Annotated in this window: 16 protein-coding genes; 5 read left to right on the top strand and 11 right to left on the bottom strand. The window is 48.9% G+C overall.

The window, feature by feature from the left end:
* Positions 1-8: 8 nt before the first annotated feature.
* From HLG76_RS04155 to HLG76_RS04145, 3 genes are read right to left on the bottom strand one after another with little or no spacing between them, the layout of a single operon-like run.
* Complete coding sequence (locus HLG76_RS04155; RefSeq protein ID WP_175993121.1) at positions 9-1,007, bottom strand: biotin-dependent carboxyltransferase family protein; 999 nt, start codon at positions 1,005-1,007, stop codon at positions 9-11.
* Positions 992-1,687 carry a 5-oxoprolinase subunit PxpB gene (gene pxpB / locus HLG76_RS04150; protein WP_175993120.1) on the bottom strand — a complete coding sequence of 232 codons (696 nt, stop codon included), beginning with the start codon at positions 1,685-1,687 and terminating at the stop codon, positions 992-994. Before pxpB ends, HLG76_RS04155 begins: the two co-directional genes overlap by 16 nt.
* Positions 1,684-2,427 (bottom strand): 5-oxoprolinase subunit PxpA, encoded by a 744-nt coding sequence (locus tag HLG76_RS04145; RefSeq protein ID WP_175993186.1) that lies wholly within the window; start codon positions 2,425-2,427, stop codon positions 1,684-1,686. Before HLG76_RS04145 ends, pxpB begins: the two co-directional genes overlap by 4 nt.
* Positions 2,428-2,647: 220 nt before the next feature.
* On the opposite strand from HLG76_RS04145, the gene HLG76_RS04140 reads away from it, so the two are divergent.
* On the top strand, positions 2,648-4,318 hold the full coding sequence (locus tag HLG76_RS04140; RefSeq protein WP_175993119.1) for a methyl-accepting chemotaxis protein: 1,671 nt from the start codon (positions 2,648-2,650) through the stop codon (positions 4,316-4,318).
* A gap of 64 nt (positions 4,319-4,382) precedes the next feature.
* On the opposite strand, the gene HLG76_RS04135 is transcribed toward HLG76_RS04140, so the two are convergent.
* The 3 genes from HLG76_RS04135 to HLG76_RS04125 are packed head-to-tail and all read right to left on the bottom strand — an operon-like array spanning position 4,383 to position 6,540.
* Positions 4,383-5,687 (bottom strand): MFS transporter, encoded by a 1,305-nt coding sequence (locus tag HLG76_RS04135; RefSeq protein WP_077679262.1) that lies wholly within the window; start codon positions 5,685-5,687, stop codon positions 4,383-4,385.
* Positions 5,688-5,738: 51 nt separating this feature from the next.
* The gene (locus HLG76_RS04130) at positions 5,739-6,095 is read right to left on the bottom strand and encodes an NADH:ubiquinone oxidoreductase (RefSeq protein WP_175993118.1); all 357 of its coding nucleotides are present in this window, start codon (positions 6,093-6,095) and stop codon (positions 5,739-5,741) included.
* Positions 6,096-6,153: 58 nt separating this feature from the next.
* A complete protein-coding gene (locus HLG76_RS04125) occupies positions 6,154-6,540 on the bottom strand; it encodes a hypothetical protein (protein WP_131826342.1) in 387 nt (128 codons plus the stop codon).
* A gap of 70 nt (positions 6,541-6,610) precedes the next feature.
* Here HLG76_RS04125 and HLG76_RS04120 point away from each other — a divergent pair, with 70 nt between their 5' ends.
* From HLG76_RS04120 to HLG76_RS04110, 3 genes are all read left to right on the top strand, one after another.
* Positions 6,611-7,678: an ABC transporter substrate-binding protein gene (locus tag HLG76_RS04120; protein WP_077576724.1), complete on the top strand. Its 1,068-nt coding sequence runs from the start codon at positions 6,611-6,613 to the stop codon at positions 7,676-7,678.
* Positions 7,679-9,514 carry a GGDEF domain-containing protein gene (locus HLG76_RS15160; protein WP_175993117.1) on the top strand — a complete coding sequence of 612 codons (1,836 nt, stop codon included), beginning with the start codon at positions 7,679-7,681 and terminating at the stop codon, positions 9,512-9,514.
* A gap of 174 nt (positions 9,515-9,688) precedes the next feature.
* Positions 9,689-10,228 carry a histidine phosphatase family protein gene (locus tag HLG76_RS04110; RefSeq protein ID WP_077661435.1) on the top strand — a complete coding sequence of 180 codons (540 nt, stop codon included), beginning with the start codon at positions 9,689-9,691 and terminating at the stop codon, positions 10,226-10,228.
* Positions 10,229-10,305: 77 nt separating this feature from the next.
* Here HLG76_RS04110 and HLG76_RS04105 read toward each other — a convergent pair whose 3' ends face one another.
* Positions 10,306-11,736, bottom strand: a complete 1,431-nt coding sequence (locus HLG76_RS04105) for a 6-phospho-beta-glucosidase (protein ID WP_175993116.1) — start codon at positions 11,734-11,736, stop codon at positions 10,306-10,308.
* A gap of 216 nt (positions 11,737-11,952) precedes the next feature.
* Here HLG76_RS04105 and HLG76_RS04100 point away from each other — a divergent pair, with 216 nt between their 5' ends.
* Complete coding sequence (locus HLG76_RS04100) at positions 11,953-12,837, top strand: aspartoacylase (RefSeq protein ID WP_077577327.1); 885 nt, start codon at positions 11,953-11,955, stop codon at positions 12,835-12,837.
* Positions 12,838-12,946: 109 nt separating this feature from the next.
* On the opposite strand, the gene HLG76_RS04095 is transcribed toward HLG76_RS04100, so the two are convergent.
* The 4 genes from HLG76_RS04095 to tssD form a co-directional block, all read right to left on the bottom strand.
* Complete coding sequence (locus HLG76_RS04095; RefSeq protein WP_175993115.1) at positions 12,947-14,056, bottom strand: sel1 repeat family protein; 1,110 nt, start codon at positions 14,054-14,056, stop codon at positions 12,947-12,949.
* Positions 14,040-14,324: a type VI secretion system PAAR protein gene (locus tag HLG76_RS04090; protein WP_021024293.1), complete on the bottom strand. Its 285-nt coding sequence runs from the start codon at positions 14,322-14,324 to the stop codon at positions 14,040-14,042. The genes HLG76_RS04095 and HLG76_RS04090 overlap by 17 nt, the downstream gene beginning before the upstream one ends.
* A 35-nt stretch (positions 14,325-14,359) precedes the next feature.
* Positions 14,360-16,306 (bottom strand): type VI secretion system tip protein TssI/VgrG, encoded by a 1,947-nt coding sequence (gene tssI / locus HLG76_RS04085; RefSeq protein WP_175993114.1) that lies wholly within the window; start codon positions 16,304-16,306, stop codon positions 14,360-14,362.
* 124 nt (positions 16,307-16,430) lie between these two features.
* Positions 16,431-16,786, bottom strand: a 356-nt coding sequence (tssD, locus tag HLG76_RS04080; RefSeq protein ID WP_175993113.1) for a type VI secretion system tube protein TssD, incomplete at its 5' end; no start/stop codon positions are given.

Raw genomic sequence — 16,786 nt, 5'->3', positions numbered from 1 at the left:
ACTCCCCTTCACGAGCCTCTGTTTTCGAGAGGCTCATCTTTCCGTTTTTCTTCGGAATACAGCCAGTCAAAAAACTGCACAAACGTCTGCCATTGCGCCGATGCATCCGCCAGCCGCGCCGGATAAAAACACACGGTCTGGCCGGGTCGCGTTTGCGCCAACATGCTTAAGCTGGCACGGGTTAAACAGCCAAGCTTAGGATAACCACCGAGTGTTTGCCGGTCGTTAAGTAGTACAATCGGCTGACCGTCAGGGGGCACTTGCACGGCCCCGAGCGCAATGCCTTCGGAAACAATACCCGGTTGCTTGCTCACGACGCTTGGTCCATTGAGCCGCACGCCCATACGATCACTGTGCTGATCGACCGTATATTCGCCATCAAAAAATGCCGTTAGCGCCTCGGCGCTGAAGCTATCAAATTGATACCCCGGCACAAGCGCCAGTGGGGTCAGGGCATTGTAGTCAGGAATAAAACGTGTCGGCACACCGCGCACCTTTGGCAACAGCGCATGCGGTCGACAAGGCAACACATCCCCTTTCGCGAGCGCCATCCCTCCCGCCTGTTCACCTAATCCGGAATGAAGGCCGCCGAGTTGATTGCGCATCACCGTCGCTGCGCTGCCAAATGCGCCATCTACCGCCCACCCGCCACGCACCGAGAGATAGGCGCGCAAGCCGCGGCGCGCGTAGCGTAAACGCAGTTCATCACCCGTATTTAGCGTTAACGTCTGCCACATACCCACGCGCTGACCATTAATACAAGGTTGCATGTCTGCGCCGGTGATGGCAATCGACATCGCGTGGTCAGCACGAAAACGTGCTTGACCCATGGTTATCTCGACAAGCGGCGTCTTTGCGGGGTTATCGAGTAAATAATTCGCCCAAGCAAATGCGTGGCAATCGACCGGCCCGCCTTGGCTTAAGCCAAGCTGGCCCACCCCATAACGCCCTGTGTCTTGCACCAAGCTCAATACCCCGGGGTCGATCACCGTTAATCCTGCCACCATTGACCTCCTGCCGCGCGGTAATCACACTCTGACATTGGCTCAAAACGGACGGTATCACCTACATCAAACGGCATCATGGGCGATTGACGGGGATTGAATAATACCTTGGGACAATTGCCAATAATTTGCCAACCAGCAGGAGATGTAGCCGGATACACCGCAGTTTGCTGTTGTGCAATGCCCACACTGCCAGCGGGGATCTGATGACGAGGCGTGGTATGACGGGGCATGGCTATTGTCTCATCCACCGACGCAAGAAAGGCAAAGCCGGGCGCGAAACCAATCGCACAGACGGTGTAAGTTTGTTGGCTGTGTCGCGCAATCACCTCTTGCTCACTCACGCCAGCAAACTCGGCGACCGCAGCCAGATCGGGCCCAACCGAGGGATGATAATACACCGGCAACGTCACGTGTTTTCCACTCCCTGAGTCACGGGTGACTCGCAGTGAATCGCCTTGATTCATCACCCACGTTTTCAACGTTTCTGGCGAGAGTAAGCGAACATTCACTTCCACCAGAACGCTGGTGTAGGCGGGAATTAACTCAACCACACCACGGCCAAAGTGTTGCTGGATTCGCTCACACAGCGTAGATAACTGTGGGACTAAGGCAAGATCGATCTCATTACCCAACCGGATCATCACCGTGGTTTCACTGACCTGCTCAACCTTGAGTGTCATGGTGTTAAGGCCTTTCTGAGTTGTTTTATCGCCTCGACCGATTGTGGATTATCTCCATGCACACACACCGTATCCGGCGACAGAGAGAGCGTTTGTCCCTCAAGGGTTGTCACCGTGCCATGTTGAGATAACTGCAACACCTGCGCAATCATCGCGTTGGCGTCATCTAACACAGCGCCCGGTAAATCGCGCGGCGCCAATTGCCCTGACGCCAGATAGGCTCTATCGGCAAAGGCCTCAAAAATCAGCGGCACACCGGCTTGTTGGGCAAGCTGGCGATGCCGACGGTTATCTGGCAGTGCCAGCACCATTAAAGGTGTATTAGGCAGCGTATCAGCCACCGCAGCCAATACCGCCTCAAAGCAACCATTGTCCACCATCATGGTGTTATACAGCGCACCATGGGGCTTCACATAATCAAGGCTCGCATTAAAGCGTGCACAGATCCCTTGTAATGCGCCGATTTGATAGCGAACGAGGTGACTAAGTTGTGCTGGGGTATGATCAATATGACGACGGCCAAAGCCCTGCTTATCGGCGTAGCCGGGATGAGCACCAATACTCACATTGTGCTTTACTGCGAGTGCGACCGTGGCCGCCATTACATCAGGATCAGAGGCATGAAAGCCACACGCGATATTGGCCATATCAATCCATGGCATCAGCGCGCTATCCATTCCCATCGTCCACGCACCAAAGCTCTCACCCATGTCTGCGTTTAGTTTCATCATTCCCTCGATTTCACTGACTTTGCTCTACCTTACGGTTTTTATAGTATAAATTTTTTTTCAATTCATATGGTTAGTGAAAATAAGCTTGAGCAATAAGTTAGACAGCCATTAAGCATTACAAGACATTTGCCAACCCATATCAAATAAAGGGCTTTTTGCGCGGCAAACGGGCAAAATGTCTTCCATACTTTAGCAAACTCGAAATCACAAATAACACAAGGTATCTGGTATGTTGAAGTTAATGCTGCGCGGGAAGCTTTTAGTGCTTGCCATTGTACCTTTGGTATTATCCATTCTCATCACATTGTTTATCACTACTTATTACGAGCGTGAGCTGGTCGAAGAGAACATTATCACTTTTCGAACCAAGCTGATTGATGAGCGAAAAATGCAACTTCGCGAAGCCACCGAAATTGCCGCGACTGTGGTAAAAAACGCACAGCAAGCGGGCGGCGATGCTACACAAAATGTCAAAGACGCACTGCGCGAAGTGACCTTTGGTAAGGCTGGCTACTTTTACATCTACGATAAACAAGGCAACAACGTATTCCATGCCTTAAAGCCAGAGCTAGAAGGCCGGTCCTTGATCAATCTTACTGATCCCAAAGGCAACAAAATTATTGTGGGTCTACTCGAAGCAGCGCAAAGTGGCGATGGCACCTTCACCTACCTCTATCAAAAACCGGGCACCGATGAACTGATTGAAAAGATTGGCTATGCCAATATGGTCAATAACGGCCAATGGATGTTGGGCACAGGGGCGTATATTGACGACATTGAGGCACGCGTTGCCGAGTTCCGTGAAAACGCAGAGGAAGCATTAGCGGCACAAACTGCACGAATGGTCATTGCCGGGATTATTATTCTGATTGTTACCTTTGTTGCGGTTGCGTTTGTTGCCCAACGGATGTCAACGCCAGTGAAAGACATGCTGGACAACCTCAATGATATTGCCGACGGCGATGGCGACCTGACCCAACGTCTAACGGTTAAAGGGCACGACGAGATAGCTTTGCTGGGCAATGCATTTAATCGCTTTATCGACAAGCTGCAAACCACCATCCGCAGCGTCGTCGAAGTCACGGAAAAAGTCAGCCAGTCCGCTCGTGATATAGACAGCCAAGCCGCACAGTTTGCTAGCCAATTACAAACGCACGATAACGAGACCGAGCAAGTGGTCACGGCGGTGACCGAAATGAGCTCTGCCGCACAAGAGGTCTCTCAAAGTGCCACACAAGTTGCAGATGCCACCAGTGCCGCCACCGGTGATGCACGTCAGGCACAAGACAAAGTCGAGTTTTCCATTAACTCCATGAAAACACTGGTGGAGCAAATGAATACATCGAGTAACAACGTTGATTCGCTCAACGAGCAGTCGCATAAAATCACCGGCGTGCTGTCTGTGATTGGCGATATTGCCGAACAAACCAATCTATTGGCCTTGAATGCGGCGATTGAAGCGGCACGGGCCGGTGAACAAGGACGAGGCTTCGCAGTGGTAGCCGATGAGGTGAGAACCCTCGCGAGTCGCACGCAAAAAAGCACTCACGAAATTCGAGAGATGTTAGACGAGCTGCAGTCTTATGTGAATCAGGCCGTCGAGGGCATGAAACAAAGCAATGACACCTGCCAGCAAACCTCAGAGGCATCCAACGAAATTGGCAGCGGCATTGATTCGGTGAGCAATGCGATCACCCAAATCAATGACATGACCACCCATATTGCGTCTGCGGCCGCGGAGCAAACCACAGTCACCGAGGATATCCACCGCAATTTGATTTCTATCCGAGATATTGTGAGCCAATTACTCAGTGCCAGCAATGACTCTGCGCACACAGCATCAGACTTGAACCACTCCGGTGACGAGCTCAAACGCCTAATTAGCCAATTTAAAGTCTAAGGATTAGAGCCAATCAAAAAAGGCGCTGACGGATTCAGCGCCTTTTTTCTGTTCCGCCGTCGGCTTAGCGTTCTACTTCAGGCAGCGCGCGCGCCATTAATGCGCCGAGTAAACCAAAAACGGACAATACCGAAATGACGACCATGATCCCCCATTGACTAAGCCACGCAGTAGCCGCGCCCATCAATAACAAAACGAGACCAATGAGTGTATTGCTGACTGAAACATAATCAGTGCGCCGATTACCTTCGGCCATATTCACAATGTAGGTTTTACGCCCAAGACGCACGCCCTCGTGAGCAATGGTCAGGACAAAATAGACGCCAGGCAACACCCACGCCAATGAGAAAAGCGTGGGGTACCACTGACTAATACTGACCACCACCAGCCCCAGTACCGCCGTGACCACGGCGGCGATCATCATCACTTGGCGGCTAGAATGATCGGCAAAAAGTCCCCAAAAAGGTGCAGAAATGAGGCTCGCAACGCCGCTAATTGCGACAAAACTTGCGGTGGTGATCGCCAACGCTTGGCTATGCTGACTGGCTAACAACACATAATAGGGCGCGGATAAGGCCGAACACAGTAACAGGGAGCGCGTGATCACAAAATGGCGCAGCCGTCTATCATCCACCAGTAAGCGTAGTTTAGAAAGCGCATGCGTCAGCGCATTGGCACCGCCTTCAGTGGCCCCTTCGTATTCATCCACCTGGCTGTAGAGCGCCGCTGCCACCCACCAGAGCGCAGCACCGAATGCTAGTAGCGCACAGTACACCCAAACATGTTGCTGATCAGAAACACTAAATAAACCCACACCCGCTGCAATCGTGACCGCACCCGCCAAGCTTGACGACCAGCCATTCAAGCGTCCCCGCTGGGGTTTAGGAATGGTTTTACCCAAAACATCTTTCGATGCCACCGAGCACAGGCCTCGCGCCAAACTAAAGATCACCAGCAAGCCAACAATGCTCCAGCCAGCCACTTGACCAGTTAAAAGCAACGCTGCGATGGCCATTGCCAGGATACAAGCCCCTTGAATAACAGAGCCGGCCACCCATGCCCACTTACGTACCGCAAATTGGCGGACATAACCGGCAATACCTAACTGAGGCACTAACGACCCCGCCTCTCGAATCGGCACAAGCAGCCCAACCAAGGCCAAGGGGGCACCCACAGCGGTTAACAGCGCTGGTAATACGATTTTTGGGTTAGATACCGCGTCGCCGATTTTAGTTAGCCCTTGGCTGAGGATAATACGAAAAAAATTCCCCGGTACTTCGCGACACGCACTGCCATCAATGTCTTTACACGCCCGCGCGTCTTCCTCGTTAAATAGCTTTTGATGAAGATCATCCGCCAGTTTATCCACACATCCCCCCAACTCTATGATTTATTTGCTTGATAGCGGCACTAGAGTCAATCATTGTAAATCTTTATGTCGAAAACGTGTTAACCAATATTCGCGGTAACGAAAGTAGCAATAGGTCGACGCAAACAAAAAGAAAAGATAAGACAAAGAAAACACAAACGGAGAGGTCATAAGCGAGTGCTTTAACCCGAGGAGTACACCCGCCGCAGTCACTGTCATTTTGGCCGCCACACCGAGCAACAACAAAAATAAAGCAAACTGCGGATAATGCGTGCTACGAAAGGTGATCCAATAACAAACTCCCACGGCAGTACTAGCGACGCCAAAGCCTAAAAGATAGGAATGAAAGTGTTCACCTGCCAGCACGCCACCTAAAACGGTAAGTGCTGTTATGACGAGAAAAACCATACGCTGCCGCCTTTTCTTTTCAGTATGACACTGAATAGCCTTATCGAGCAGCGGGAGACTAAGAGATTGCGATCTTGTTAGCAGGCTTGATACATACCGATGGGATAGACGCCTCGCGGTGGGTCCACAAAGCACCATACCGGTTGTTCAATGCATCGACCGTAACCACTTGCCCCTGACGCCGAATACGCATGTTTGTCCCCAACTCAATACCAGTCAATCCTGCCGCGTCAAACACACCATCCACATAATTAAAGCTATCGACAGCTAAATCAACAATACGAAAGGCTCGACGGCGAACACTCAAACAAGCAACCCAGCATTTAGCCGCTAAAACTTGGCCAGGAGATTCGGCACGCACAGCAAAACGCCATCCTTCACCGTCGCCATAAAAATCCATTGGGAAATGGCGCCTAAACGTCTTTTTATTGTTGTAAGATTTCATCGCAATCAATCCTATACAGATGCGCTATCATATCTAAAAGGGAAAAAACATACGAGGATTGGTAATAAGAATGAAAAACACACTGTTGGTATGGATGATTGCGTCTGTGGCCATGCTCTTCAATACGCTTGCCTACGCGACGACGCAACAACAGGCGAGAGTACTTTTTATCAATCCAGGCTTTGCCAATGAGAGCTTTTGGCAGGATGTAGACGATTACGCCAAGGCTGCTGCCAAGGCGTTGAATCTTGACCTTACCATTCGACATGCAGATCGTAATCACTTTGCAATGCGCCAAATTCTCTCTGCCACTTTAAATAAACCGACTCGTCCCGATTATGTCATCATCGTTAATGAGAAATTAGCCGCGGATGATCTGCTACCGATGTTACGCGATTATCCCATTTACGTTCAGGTCATCTTAAACGATATAGATGAACAGACAAAAATGTCCATAGAAAAAGATACGCATTGGCAAGAATATCTCCTAGCTAGCATCATTCCGGATAACGAGGCCATTGGTCATACGATCGCGAAGGCAATGGTAAACGCAGGTAACAATGAGTCTGGCGACGCTGTCATGATTTCGGGCGATCTCACCACGCCAGCCTCCGTTCAACGCGAAGCGGGGGGTCAACGTTTTTTTGATGAACAACCAAATATTACTTTGCGTCAGATTGTCCATGGTCAATGGGATGAGTCCATTAGCCAAGAGCAGATGCACACCTTGTTGCAACGCTACCCGGATGTACGTTACGTGTGGACGGCCAATGACCACATGGCATTTGGCGCAATGAAAGCCGCGAAGCAAGCAGGAAAGACACCAGGCGAGGATATCTTCTTTGCCACAGTCAACACATCAGAAAAGGTGCTCGCTTTACGTGAGGCTGGTACTATTTCAGCACTGGGAGGTGGGCATTTCACCGCAGCCGGTCTTGCATTAAGCCATATTTATGCGCACGATAGCGGCTTACCAACACCAAAAAGATGCAATAATGCACTTTTTCGTTTAATTACACCCGATTCACGCTTTTTTACACAGTTGCGCAAACAAGCTTGGCACGAGATTCCATTTTTAAAAATGGCTCGACGGACCGAAAGCCGATGTACGCCTCATTCAACGGATATGGATAACTAAGTGACAAAACGCGCTATTAACTTACGTGGTCTTCAAACTCGCGTCGCCTTTATCGTGCTCGCCATTAGTTTGCTCTTTGCTATTGGGACGACCCTGACGCAAATGTATATCAACTATCAGCGAGCACTAACAACCACAACGCAACTGGTGGAAAGCCGCAGCCAAAATTCAGCTCGGGTCATTAGCCATGCATTATGGATTGTTGATTTAGAACTCGTACGCCGCAGTGTCAAAGGGTTAGCGATGACGCCCACCGTCTGTCGGGTCGACGTCACAGGTTTTGATGGCACGACGGTTACCGAAGTTAATCACACCAGTCGTCATTGTGACGCCAACCACCAAGCACTGCTGAGTGTTCAAGGTAATAATATTGGTACTCTGAATATCGTTCTTGATCACAGCGAGGTAAAGCGTGAAGCATTGAGTAGTACCGTGCCTATTGCTGCCGTTCATTTTACCGAAACATTGATGATTTCATTGTTGATTCTCTGGGTGCTAAATCGGCTTTGCTCTCGGCCACTCAAGCAACTTGCAACGACTTTAGACTATTACCAAGCCGATAGAATCAGCCAAAGTAGTGTGCCGATTCAATTAATTCAACGTAATGATGAGATTGGTAAAGTTTCTCGTTCAATCAATTCGCTCCAGTCCCGAATCAAAGACGATTTATTACAAAAACGCATCACAGAACGCGAGCTACGCCAACATCAAACGTTGCTCGAAGAACAAGTAGAACAACGCACAAAAGCACTGAATTGGCAGTCGAATGCGAGCTCATTATTGGCTGATATCTCGATTCAATTTCTACGCGCTGACTCTCAACATATCACCGAGGACGTTGAGCTTATTTTCCCGCAAATGGCGTCACTATTAGGAGTAGAGGCCATCGGCTGGTATGCCTTTGATTCGAACCGCGCTGAACGTCGCTGTTATTGGCCAGGAGAGGCCGACTTTGCACCAAAAACAGTGGATTTAAGTGACATGCACATGATCAAACGCTGGCTTGCAGATACCGATACATTGGTGGTCCCTCACGTTGGCCAGCTGGGCGATGATGCCATGAATGAACGATCGTGGTTGCGTCAACGACATATTCTCTCTTTTGCCGCTTTTCCACTAACCGACGGCCGCAAGAGCTTTGGGATGATCACGGTGGCGAATCGTCAATTACCGTTTATCTGGGATAACAACAAAACGTTACTATTGAAGCGCTTTGCGACGGCGATTAGTGAAGTCATGATTCGAGAGCGCAACCACTTTGCTATGGAACAGTTGCAAGAAGAACTGATCGCAGCCAACGAAAAACTGAAAGTACAGGCAGAGACAGATGACCTCACTCGCCTGAGCACACGCCGCCCCTTTAAACGTGAGCTAAAGAGCCATATCCGTCATGGTATTGAGAATGACTTACCTGTTGCGGTAATGATGATCGATGTCGATCACTTCAAAGCGTACAACGATGAGTATGGGCATCTAAAAGGCGATGATGTACTCACTAAGATTGCGCGGGTACTGCTCAAGCAAACCCAAGCCTTTCAAGGCTCGGTTGCAAGGTTTGGAGGAGAAGAGTTTGCTATCACGCTTTCAACCCACTACGCCTCTCAGCTTCATGCATTAGCTGATGCGATTCATGATGACATTGCGGCACTTGGCCTCACCCATGCGAAAAACCCAGATGGCAAGACGATTACAGTGAGCATTGGCGGGATCATTTTGCAACCGACCGATGAAACCACTGACTCTTATCTGCTAGAAATGGCAGACCAACGTCTGTATCAAGCGAAAGAGGAAGGACGGAATCGTATTAATATACTTGACCGCCATCATCAAAAATAGCGAGCTCGCTCACGTCATGTCCTTTATCCTTCTGGCGTTTCATGACAGCATCATGACGGTATGCTACAACCCAATGTCAAATGAGGTTGTAGCAACCGTTGGTCCAAATGGATGTCACTTGCTAAACATGTCCGCAAGCTGATAGCCATGATCGACGCTAGAGAAGGAAGTCCGATGAAAGTCGTCTTTGTCCGCCATGGAAAAACCGATTACGCTTTGGCAGATGCTCGTCAGATGAGTCAGTTAGAAAAAGATTATGCGCCACTACAACGTGCGTGTATTCCAGACATCCAGGCCTTGGCCAGTCACTCTGCCTTACAACAAGCGGATATTATATTGTCGTCGCCCTATACGCGCGCCCTGCAAACAGCAGAAATTCTCAACCGACAGCTGCAAAAAGATCTGTTTGTTGAGCACGATTTACGCGAATGGCAAGCGGATATAAAGGGGAGCTATATTCCTCTTTCTGAACGCGATCGTCGCTGGATTGAGTATAGAGAGCTGTTTGCCAACGGTAATGAGGTTACTAACGCCGGTTATGAATCCGCAACAGCTTTGCACCGTCGCGTGAGCGCTGTGCTCGACATGTATCACGAGTATTCAACCATTGCCGTCGTCGCACATTTTAATGTGATAGAGGCGATCGTGGGTTATCGTGAACAAGGCATTGAATACGGCGAAGTGATTGAATTTGATTATCAACCTAACGTGTAAACCGTCATCTTCATCCTAGCGGTCGTATAGCGATAAAAGCAAAAGGGACGCCGAACGCGTCCCTTTTAGCCTATCCTCTAGCCCGCCAAGCCATTGTTGGCAATGACCTGTTTATACCAGTCAAAGCTTTTTTTACGGGAGCGAGAAAAGTCACCACTGCCATCGTCATGACGATCAACATAAATGAACCCATACCGCTTGCGGTATTCTCCGGTGGTGAAAGATACACAATCAATACATCCCCAAGGCGTGTATCCCATCACATCCACACCATCGAGTGAAATCGCCTCTTCAAGCGCTTCAATGTGTTGCGACAAATAGTCGATACGATAATCATCGTTGATTGCGCCGGTTTGATCGGGAATATCCACCGCCCCTAGACCATTTTCAACCACAAAAATGGGCAATTCATAGCGTTCGTACAACTCTGAAAGTGCATAACGTAGCCCTTTCGGATCGATCTGCCAGCCCCAATCCGACGCCGGCAAATGTGGATTCAATCGACTAGCGCTGAACAAGGCATTTTCATCTTGTTCTGGCGGATTAGCATCGACAATATTGGTCATGTAGTAACTGATTGCCAAAAAATCCGCCTGACCATTTTTTAAGATCTGCGCATCATCATCGTGCATCACCACCTTAATTCCTTTGCTTGCCCATTGAGGCCAAATGTAGTGAGGGTAATGACCCCTTATCTGTACATCACTGCACAGGTATTTATCTCGCATCGCTTGCTGTGATGCTAACATGTCATCCGGATGGCACGTCGCAGGATACAAAGGCATCATGTGGATCATGCTGCCAATGCTAAATTCAGGATTAATCACATGCCCCAGTGCGACCACTTTGGCACTGGCCACAAATTGGTGATGTAGCACTTGATACAAGGTTTGCTCAGGGTGGTCGTGCTCGGTAAACACCACCCCCGAATTACAATAACCAAATAACGGATAATCCCAGTTAAGCTGGTTATTGATCTCGTTGAAGGTAATCCAATAGGTGACTTTGTCACGGTAGCGCGTTAATACGGCTTCACAAAAACGAACGAAGTGATCCACGACCGCTCGATTTGCCCAGCCACCATATTCACTGACAAGGTGGTGCGGCATCTCAAAGTGCGACAATGTAATGACAGGCTCGATATCATGCTCTAACAAGCAATCAATCAATCCATCATAAAACGCCAGTCCCGCTTCGTTAGGGGTCGCTTCATCCCCATTTGGGAAAATACGGGACCACGCAATCGACGTCCGAAAGCATTTAAATCCCATCTCTGCGAACATCGCAATGTCGTCGCGGTAACGATGGTAAAAATCAACCGCTTGATGGTTGGGATACGTTTCTTCAGCCTGGACTTGCTCGGTAATCTTACGCGGCACGCCGTGCTCACCTTTGGTAAGCACATCAACGATACTCACGCCTTTACCATCACAGTTCCATCCACCCTCTACCTGATGCGCGGCAACCGCGCCACCCCATAAGAAATTGTCAGGAAACTTATTACTCATGCCTTACCTCTCTTTTGTTTTTATCTCAGCCTAACCGGTTCAATGCTGCTGAAGTGTGAACTGACGCAAAGATTGCCTGAACACTTTTCCTCTCTTAACCTTTGAATAAAAAACCAATATAAAAGAAAAATTATTCTATTAATCTCTACAAGTATCGATGCTAAGCTAGCACCACGACATAAGCGGATGTTTTTCCATTCAACACAAGGAGTTCTCATGAGTCGCTTCAGTCAAGTGGCCATCGTCGGTGGCACCCATGGCAATGAGTTTAGCGGGATTTACGCACTAAAACAGTGGCAAACCAATACATCTGTTACGACTCGGGATAGTTTTTCAACGGAGCATGTGTTCGCGAATCCGTCGGCTTATCATGCAAACAAACGTTATCTCGATTGTGACTTAAATCGACAATTCGATCCTCAAGGGCTCGCCGATCTCACCTTAACAAACTACGAGCAAAGTCGCGCAAAAGTCCTCAATCAACAGCTAGGTCCTAAAGGCGATCCTCGCGTCGATTTCATCATCGATTTACACAACACCACCAGCAACATGGGGCCTACGCTCATTTTGCTCGCATTAGACACATTCAATAAACAGCTTGCTGCCTATATCAGTGAGCGTATGCCCGATGCCATTATTTTAGTAGAAGATCATCTCGAGCCGCTTCAACACGCTTTTTTATGCTCAGTGGCGAAGCAAGGCGTCATTGTTGAGGTTGGTCCTCAACCGCAATCCGTATTACGCCATGATGTAATGGAATCCATGCAAGAAATGACGACGCATATTCTCGATTTTGTGCATCTCTTTAATATCGACAAGGTGCCAGAGCTACCCGCGCAAGTAACGGCTTATCGCTATAAAGAAACCTTACATCTACCCCAAAATGCACAAGGAGAGCGCATCGGTATGGTGCACCAAAACGTGCAAGACAAAGACTTTGAGCCGATAGTACCTGGCGATCCTTTATTCATGTGCTTTGACGGTCGCGAAGTCGCTTGGGAAGGAAAGTACACTGCGTATCCGCACTTTATTAACGAGGCGGCGTATTACGATAACAATATTGCGATGTCGATGGCAGAGATGTTTAGTCTAACGGTATAATTGAGAGGTACAACTGAGAGACGTATAAAGAAACGACCAACATCGAACCGATGTATCAATGCCTCGGTGATGTGGCCGCTCAGAAAGTAGAAACAACGCTCGCTCGCAATTAACTCACTGGCTTAGTTGCGGGTTCTTTCTTTAAAGCCGTTTTTTGCCAGTAGCGATCATAATGAAAGAACATGTGTGTCCTACGCAATTCAGCCGCTCTTTGTTCTACCTTTTCAATGACGTCATTTGATACTCGCGAAGACGCGAGCTCAAACTGCTCCATTGCCTGCTCTCTCAAAGTCACGAACCGTCCTTGACCAACCACATCCAAGTAGGCAGAAAGATAAACGAGCCCATCAGTATACTCAGCGTCTTCAGGCATGTAGTTTGTGGTGTACAGACGCCCCAGGGCAGCAAGAGACATAAGATCCCCTTGTTCAATCGCTTTTTCGCGCCACGCCACCGCTTTATGGCTTTCCCCTCGACGGATAAAATCACGATATAAACTCTTAGTACCGGGGATCCCACCCGCATTGGCAATCTGTTTTTTTACTTCAGCGGCCGCATCAAGGCGAGAGCTGGGGAAAAGATAAAAGCCGCGCTCAGCCAGTTCTATTTGCGATGCTTTATGTAACAAGGCATCAACATCATTCGCCGCAATCGCCTCTTCTAAATACTGCTCAGCTTTCTTTTTGTCTGTTGGATAAATGTACTGATACAGACTGAATGCTGCGTCTTTAGGTGCTTTTTCATACCAAGCTGCTAGTGCTTCTTCATACTTATAGCGCCAAATAGTACGATGATTTGCCGATAACCAATGGCCTTTTTCAACCAGTAATTTCATGGCTGGAATATAATCCGCCTTTGCGGCCTGCGTGAGATACTGCTGCGCAACCGGCGAATAATCGAGCTTATTACCATCATCACTGACGAGCACAGCGTATAAATAAGCGGCAGGAACAATACCTTGATCCGCCGCTGCACGTAGATATTTTTCAGCTCGTTGGTAATGGAACTGAGCGCGAGACAAACGTCCATGCTCAAATATTGCCTCTGGCGTCATCGCCTGGATATCATAGTCATCCGCGATTTTTTCAACCGGCTCTAGTTGCACAAAAGGTGTGGCTTCAACTTCAACTTGTTCGGCATGTACTTGTCCACTTAGCATGACTAGGCATGCATACACGCTTGCTTTAAGCATTGACGGGGTATTAACCAATGTTGACACTTGAACCTCCTACAATCACACCGCCACAACTCACTGCATCACCAATACGAGCGGCTGGTTTTCCATCAATCATAACGCTACCGGAACCCGCATTTACCGCTCGCCCATGAGGCGGGTGTTTCGGTTTACTATGCGGTGCCAGAGGATCACCTTTACGAACTACGGGTATCCCGTCAACTTTTACTGTTGACGACCCCGCCACAATCGGTGTAGGTGGAAATCCATCATGCGCGGTTCCCACATGGCCAACAAGTGCTGCTTTGGGCATATCTTTCCTCAAATTTCTTAGTTTGCATTAAACGATCAAGGTTTGTTCACTGAGCGTGGCGATTTCGCTGGCTGTCCTTGGTACCCAGAGCCACTACCAGGACTTCCGCCAGCGTTTAAATTGATCGCTGGACCAATAAGGTGCACCCCGGCCGCATCAACCTTCATTACGCTCCCACCGGCGGTTACCGTAACCTCCGTACCTGCATCAAGCACGACATTTGCGCCTGCTTTTAGATGCACCTCACGTCCCGCCGTTGCGGCGAAGCGGTTATCGATTTTTTCATGTATCCCTCCAGAAACGGCAATTGTGGCATCTTTTTTCACTCGTGTTCGTGATTGCTTATCGACCGTCACATGCTGGTTACTCATAACAGCCGACAAAGAATCATGGTCCACTTTTTGATGCTCATTATGCCGCACCTGCGTAACGACATCATTTTCCACGCCTGATTGCCAATCACGCTGAGCATGCAAATACACTTGCTCACTGCCCGATTGATCTTCAAACGTGAGCTCGTTGTAGCCCTCGCCTTGGTGGCTTTCACTGCGCCAAACCGTCTTGGTTTTATGGGCCGGCAATGTATAAGGGGATACATTGGTCGCGTGATAGGTCCGGCCAGTGATGATCGGTTGGTCGGGGTCACCATGTAAAAACGACACAATCACCTCATGGCCAATACGTGGAATCGCCATCATGCCGTATTGGCTCCCCGCCCAACCTTGAGACACCCGTATCCAGCAGCTACTTTTATCGTTTCCACTCGAGTAACGATCCCAAGGGAAATGAACTTTTACTCGGCCATATTCGTCACAGAAAATTTCTTCGCCTTCAGGCCCAACCACAACCCCTATTAAAGGGCCGTCCACCTGTAGCTTAGGGTGTGGAGTGGCCCGCCAAGGGATAGAGGCCGGGATCACCGTAAACCGATTATGATAGGTAGTGGCGCCAGTGCCGCCTTCTTCTTCAACTGCTTGAGGTTGGGTGCCGTAATGCTGAGCGCGCACTACTTGCCACTTTTGATTCATGGTACGGTCGAGATGATCTTGCATTTCAAATGCATGACCCGCCTGCACAAGAAAATGATTACTTTCCCCAGTCGCCGTGACTTTGTCACGTGCCAGAAATTCTTGGCGTATCTGGGTTAAATGTTTACCTTGCGTATCGTCTTTATATCGACCTGGAAAATCATAAACATCGTAGTCTTGGCGCTGATGGTCAATGTCGGACATATTCACTTGCTGTAAGAAGCTATAATTCGGCTTTTTAAAGCTATAATCCTTCATCTCCAGTGATGACGGGATTATCCGAGTGTGCTTTTCGATGGCACGAATATAAGGCTCATCGACGACACCTGCAGCCTGAGCGTTATGCACAATCGGCTGTTTAAGGGCGGGAAGCGAAAAGGGCGAGTCAGTGATATATAAAAGCTGCTTGTCCTCTTTCCAAACAAAGCAATACATCAACCCCTCTTCTGCGGCAATACGATGAAAAAAGGTGAGATCCGTTTCTCGGTATTGAACACAAAATTCACGCTCTGCATATTCTTTTGTCAGCCCAAAACCGACATCCGTAATACGCATTTCTTGCAACAAGATCGAAATAACTTGGGGAACCGTCTGATGTTGGAATACACGACTATTTTGCCGTAGTGATAGACGCTCAATTTCAGCCACTAATTCAACATCATAATAAGTGTGATGATGACCAATATCCCCTTGGGAAAATTGACGAATGATACCGCGAATACGACGCTCACATTGCCCGTTGCGATAGAGAGCAAGCGTGGCTTGGCAATCCACTAATTGGTCAGGGGTTAGGGAATGATCGCGACTTGCCAATGCAATCGAATAACGAAACCCGTTGCAAGCTTGCTGGTCGAACGCCGCAGCAGAGAGGGACTCGTTGCCCTGATATTCTCTGACCACAAACGTGTCTGGCTCTAGGCCTTCGACGCTAAATTCAAAACGTAATTTCGCCATGATGTCTCCCGAATCTTGTTCCCGCAACAGTGAACACTTGTCTAGCAACGCTCTCTGGAAAACGAACGCTGCTAAACAAATGGTGAAGCGCCGGCACAAAGCCGACGCAACCTAGCAATAGCAATTAAGCTTCAACCGGCTTGCGCCAGTCATCAGAGCCTGAAGTACCTGCGTTGACGTGGTCCCAGGTAATTTTGCGATAAGACATCGACACGGTCAGGTTCTGAGTGAAGTCTGACTTCGCCGGATCTTGGCAGTGTGGCATTTCACAATGGATATCCACGATAGAGGCGCTTTCTAATTTGGTGGTAAAGAAGTTTTCTTGCTTACCTTCAATTGAGGTACGGTACCATTTCAGCTCTACTGTCGACATTTTCTCGCCCGAAGACAGTGCGTTATAAAGCAGCGGGACGGCTTTATTTAGCGCGACGGTGAATTTGAATGGTTTATGAACACGTTGACCGGATGGCTGACCAGATT

Origin of the sequence: Salinivibrio sp. EAGSL, assembly GCF_013366455.1 — a bacterium.
In the GTDB taxonomy this organism is placed as follows: Bacteria; Pseudomonadota; Gammaproteobacteria; order Enterobacterales; family Vibrionaceae; genus Salinivibrio; species Salinivibrio costicola.
Note: the sequence above shows the minus strand (reverse complement) of the source record. Positions and strands in the feature narration are given on the sequence as shown.

Bases quoted from the DNA above. Each gene is read 5' to 3' on its own strand.
- HLG76_RS04155 (WP_175993121.1), bottom strand. From the start codon at position 1,007: ATGGTGGCAGGATTAACGGTGATCGACCCCGGGGTATTGAGCTTGGTG.
- pxpB (WP_175993120.1), bottom strand. From the start codon at position 1,687: ATGACACTCAAGGTTGAGCAGGTCAGTGAAACCACGGTGATGATCCGG.
- HLG76_RS04140 (WP_175993119.1), top strand. From the start codon at position 2,648: ATGTTGAAGTTAATGCTGCGCGGGAAGCTTTTAGTGCTTGCCATTGTA.
- HLG76_RS04130 (WP_175993118.1), bottom strand. From the start codon at position 6,095: ATGGTTTTTCTCGTCATAACAGCACTTACCGTTTTAGGTGGCGTGCTG.
- HLG76_RS04125 (WP_131826342.1), bottom strand. From the start codon at position 6,540: ATGAAATCTTACAACAATAAAAAGACGTTTAGGCGCCATTTCCCAATG.
- HLG76_RS04120 (WP_077576724.1), top strand. From the start codon at position 6,611: ATGAAAAACACACTGTTGGTATGGATGATTGCGTCTGTGGCCATGCTC.
- HLG76_RS04110 (WP_077661435.1), top strand. From the start codon at position 9,689: ATGAAAGTCGTCTTTGTCCGCCATGGAAAAACCGATTACGCTTTGGCA.
- HLG76_RS04105 (WP_175993116.1), bottom strand. From the start codon at position 11,736: ATGAGTAATAAGTTTCCTGACAATTTCTTATGGGGTGGCGCGGTTGCC.
- HLG76_RS04100 (WP_077577327.1), top strand. From the start codon at position 11,953: ATGAGTCGCTTCAGTCAAGTGGCCATCGTCGGTGGCACCCATGGCAAT.
- HLG76_RS04090 (WP_021024293.1), bottom strand. From the start codon at position 14,324: ATGCCCAAAGCAGCACTTGTTGGCCATGTGGGAACCGCGCATGATGGA.
- tssI (WP_175993114.1), bottom strand. From the start codon at position 16,306: ATGGCGAAATTACGTTTTGAATTTAGCGTCGAAGGCCTAGAGCCAGAC.